The sequence below is a fragment of the Xanthomonas sp. SHU 308 genome, assembly GCF_000364645.1.
GTDB lineage: Bacteria > Pseudomonadota > Gammaproteobacteria > Xanthomonadales > Xanthomonadaceae > Xanthomonas_A > Xanthomonas_A sontii.
In genome coordinates, this window is record NZ_AQOK01000797.1 from 1 (window position 1) to 406 (window position 406).

General features: G+C 72.9%; 1 protein-coding gene. It reads right to left on the bottom strand.

From position 1 onward, the window contains the following. Nucleotides 1–166: 166 nt before the first annotated feature. Nucleotides 167–406, bottom strand: a 240-nt coding sequence (locus D588_RS0121000; RefSeq protein ID WP_017917398.1) for an SURF1 family cytochrome oxidase biogenesis protein, incomplete at its 5' end; no start/stop codon positions are given.

The window sequence follows — 406 nt, forward strand, 5'->3', positions numbered from 1 at the left end:
GGCTGGCGGCCGGCTGCCAGCCGGAAAAGCGCAACGCGCCGGCGACCAGCATCGAGCCGAAGAACAGGACGAACAACACGATCAGCGGCCAGCGGCCGCGTGCGGCCGCCGGGCGCGGGGCCGGGGTGGGAGCATTCATGCCGGGGATTTTCTCATGCGCGCGCGCTCAGCGCCCGCCCCGTCCCCTGCGCGCGCGCCAGCTGAGCAGCGCCGCGGTGACCAGCACCGCCAGCGCCAGGCCGAACCATTGCACCGCGTAACCCAAGTGGCGCTCGGGCGGCAGCGTGTTCGGCAGCAGGTCCAGGTCGCGCGGATAACCCAGCGGCAAGGCCGGATCCAGGCGCAGCACCTGCGACAAAATGTCGCGGTGGCCGAGCGCCTCGCCGATCGCCGCCGGCTCGATGCA